Source organism: Paenibacillus sp. 01L418 (genome assembly GCF_056400045.1).
The window spans coordinates 1-3874 of the sequence record NZ_JBFTSN010000529.1; the positions used below are offsets into that span (position 1 = coordinate 1).

Annotated in this window: 3 protein-coding genes; 2 read left to right on the plus strand and 1 reads right to left on the minus strand. The window is 46.3% G+C overall.

The features are described 5' to 3' along the window. The coding region (locus tag AC1DSE_RS31995) for a YeiH family protein (protein ID WP_477528816.1) at positions 1–527 on the minus strand (527 nt) is incomplete at its 3' end. Between the two features lie 200 nt (positions 528–727). Between AC1DSE_RS31995 and AC1DSE_RS32000 the strand changes: the two genes are divergently transcribed. Together AC1DSE_RS32000 and AC1DSE_RS32005 are read left to right on the plus strand one after the other, a co-directional pair. Then, positions 728–1612, plus strand: coding sequence for a LysR substrate-binding domain-containing protein (locus AC1DSE_RS32000; RefSeq protein WP_477510560.1), 885 nt, complete (start codon positions 728–730; stop codon positions 1610–1612). 105 nt (positions 1613–1717) lie between these two features. After that, complete coding sequence (locus AC1DSE_RS32005) at positions 1718–3586, plus strand: squalene cyclase (protein ID WP_477510502.1); 1869 nt, start codon at positions 1718–1720, stop codon at positions 3584–3586. Positions 3587–3874 lie beyond the last annotated feature (288 nt).

Sequence of the window (3874 nt, forward strand, 5' to 3'; positions counted from 1 at the left end):
GTATAGGCTAGAGTAAATAGCGTTCCTAAAATAGCAACCGTTGTCGCACTCACTGCTGTTTCATTTGGACTTGCCTTCAATTGTGGAGCTATCGCTACAACAGCTGCTGCACCGCAAATAGCTGTACCGCAGGCTGTGAGAAGGCCTAAATTTTTATCTATTTTCATCCATTTGCTTATTCCATAAACAACAAATATCGTAAAAACAATGTTAATAACGGCAAGCACAAATACCTTTGGCCCTGCATGTAAAATATCATATAAGTTCAGGCGAAGCCCCAGCAGAATAATTCCGAATCGCAGCAGTTTTTTGCTTGAAAACGTTATGCCGCTCGTCGCTTGCGCCGGCAAGCCTATCCATGCACGACAGGCTATCCCTAATAAAATTGCGACAACCAGCTGACCCATAACGTTAAAAAAAGGAAGCATCGCGATTCCTTTCGCTGCTATTGCAATACCAATCGTATACGCTAATCCTTGTATAAAACCAAAACCATTATTCGAATGTCGAATAAAAACATTTTTTATAATCATCGATTTCACCTCTGCATCTTGTGTTTAGCAAGTGTACCCGTTGCATTCACTATAAGGCTCGGAGCAGACAAAGTGAAATACCTATTCCCTATCCTTATCATCAGGAATCCTAATGATTGAATTGCCATTCATTCGTTTTTTCCTTATAGTTACGTTATATTCAAGAAAATCGCAATCAATAATGAGGGATAATGATGATCATTGAGGCACTTCGAGTATTCGTTACCGTAACCGAGCAAAGTCATTTTTCAAGAGCTGCAGATCTATTGAATATTTCTCAGCCAGGGGTAAGCCTGTATATTCGAAATTTAGAAAATGAACTTGGAGCAAAGCTGCTGCATCGCTCTCCTAAGCAGGTTCGGCTTACCGAAGCTGGTGACATTATGTACCAACGGGCGAAGCAAATTTTATCTTTATATGAGGAAGCGAAGCAGGACATACAGCTTTTGCAGGATAAAGTGACGGGCAGCTTGCAGATTGGAGCCAGCTTTACGATTGGTGAATATGTTCTCCCAAGCCGGCTTGCTGAATTTGCTGTTCAATATCCGCTTGTTACTATCCAAACAACAATCGGGAATACGGAGGAAATTGTTCAAGCAGTGCGTTCCAACGAACTTGATATTGGTCTCATTGAAGGAGATGCAAGCGCGTCAGATTTAATCGTTACGCCTTACATGAAAGATGAAATGATTCTGATCGCTCCTTCTACACATCCGCTCGCAGCGGAGCGCTTCATTGATGCCGAAATGCTGCAAAACCAAGTATGGGTACTGAGAGAAGTCGGCTCTGGCACTCGCGCTTTTAGCGACCAGTTCATACGTGATGCGCAAATAACCCAAAAACGCTCTTACATTTTTAATAGCAGCCAAAGTGTCAAACAATCTGTTGTATCCGGTTTAGGAATTGCTATGCTGTCACGCTGGGTCGTAAAGAAGGAATTAGAATCGGGAGAATTGATCCAGCTTCGGTTGAGCAAACAGCGTTTCGAACGTGATTTTTCTATTATCCGACATAAAGAAGGAGCAGCTACAATGGCTGTATCCATGCTGCTGCAACGGCTTCTAACCCTTAATGAATAAACAGTGTGAACAAGCCGTCTATTCCTATTAGGCGATCCTCGACTGTGCATGCTGATTAGCGCATATATATTAAGCAACGACAGTTGCAAAGGATGATTGCGCCACATGGATATGAAACGAATCCGCGCAAGGATAGATGCAATGACGGAAGAGCTTATTCACCAGCAGTCGCAGGACGGCGCATGGCGGATGTGCTTCGATTCTGGGACGATGACGGATAGTTATTTAATCATTTTGCTGCGCCTGCTAGGCAGAGCTGATGAGCGTTTGATTCACATGCTTGCAGCTCGAATTGCCTCAAAACAAGAGGAAAACGGTGCTTGGAAGGTTTATCCTGACGAGTCTGAGGGCAATTTGGACGCAACGTCTGAGGCTTATTTTGCACTGCTTTATGCAGGTTACTACTATGAAGCTGATCCGCGTATGGTAAGGGCTAAGCAATTTATTCTGAAACGCGGCGGTTTATCCGAGGTTAGATCCTTGCTTACGCAGGTTATCTTTGCCACAACAGGTCAAGCGGAATGGCCGCGTATGCTGCGCATTCCGCTTGAAGCTTTTTTCTCCGATCTCGGAATCGGCCTTGATCTATTCTCACTCTCTGGTCATGCGCGTGTCCACCTTGTACCGACTATCATTATGGCAAACAAACAATTTGTCCGCAAAACGAGTACAATGCCCGAGCTTTATCAGCTATTTGTTAACGACTCGCGCAAATTTTCGAATGATACGACCTGGATATCTGCGTTGAATGAATTTATATCCAGCTTGCCTTTATCCAGTCTGCTTCCACCCAGCTCCTCAACGTCGTATGAGAAGGCTGAAGCCTTTATGTTCGAGAGACTTGAGCCAAATGGAACACTTCTAACCTTCTCTACTGCAACAATATTGATGATTTTATCTTTGCTTTCGCTGGGCTACTCCACGGATTCACCCGCCGTAAATCGATTATTGGCAGGTATACTTTCAGTCATGTGTGTCGACAGGCCTCATCTTCAAGTCGCATCTGCTGAAGTTTGGGACACCTCCATGCTGACTTACGCGCTGCGTGAAGCAGGAGCCTCTCCAAGCATGCCTGCCCTCGAGAAAGCTGGGGTTTATTTGTTAGCAAGGCAGCAGGTTCGTTTAGGAGATTGGACTAGACGTTTGCCGAATACACCTGCAGGAGGCTGGGGATTCTCCAACGTAAATACGCTTTATCCAGACGTCGATGACAGCGCTGCTGTTCTGCGGGCAATTCGGCCTTTCACTACCGAAGCAAATGGCTTACACGCCAACTGGCAACGAGGTTTAAACTGGGTGCTAGCGATGCGAAACGAAGATGGCGGCTGGCCTGCGTTCGAACGCGAAGGCAACCAGCTGCCAGCCAGCTTCTTTACTTTTGAAGGCTCCTCTGACATTTCTACCGATCCTTCTACTGTCGACTTAACCGGCCGTGTACTTGGTTTTTTAGGGGATGAGCTGGACATGACAATCGGCCATCGCTGGCTGGATGATAGTGTGCAATGGGTGCTCTCCCAGCAAATGAGGGATGGTAGCTGGTACGGTCGCTGGGGTATTGCCTATACGCATGGGACAGGTGCTGCAATAAAAGGAATGACAGCAGTTGGGGTGCCAGACGACCATCCCGCCATTCAGAAGGGAATCAAGTGGCTGCTATCTATTCAAAATGAAGACGGCGGCTGGGGCGAGTCCTGCTTGAGCGACAAAGTAAAGAATTATGTCCCGCTCCATGCTAGCACCCCCTCTCAAACCGCATGGGCGCTCGACGCATTAATCGCAGTTTATGCAAAACCTAATGCCGCAATGGAAAGAGGCGTAGAAGCATTGCTCCAATCGCTTGAGCGACGAGATTGGACCTACACCTATCCAACAGGAGCAGCTCTTCCAGGCAGCGTGTATGTTCATTATCCGAGCAACAACTATATATGGCCGCTGCTTACGCTGTCGTCGATTTTGAAGAAATACGGCACCTAATACGAATACGACTTTAAAATAAAAACAGCCGGCATAGCTGCGAGGCCACTGAAGAACTTAAGGTTTTTGTGAGCCCCCAAAGCGATAAGCAAAAATGCGACACCTTCTCCTGATATTCCGGAGAAGGTGTCGCATTTTTGAGGTCTTGGCGCTGTTTGTTAGTCAGCTAATTTCAATATCCGTTTTAAGTTCACTGCGAATATAGCCATAGCACCTTGTATCTGCATGCCAGGCAGACCCGAGGACGTGGCCACGTCGTACCCGTGTCGGTGTTTGAGTTCGCTGTTC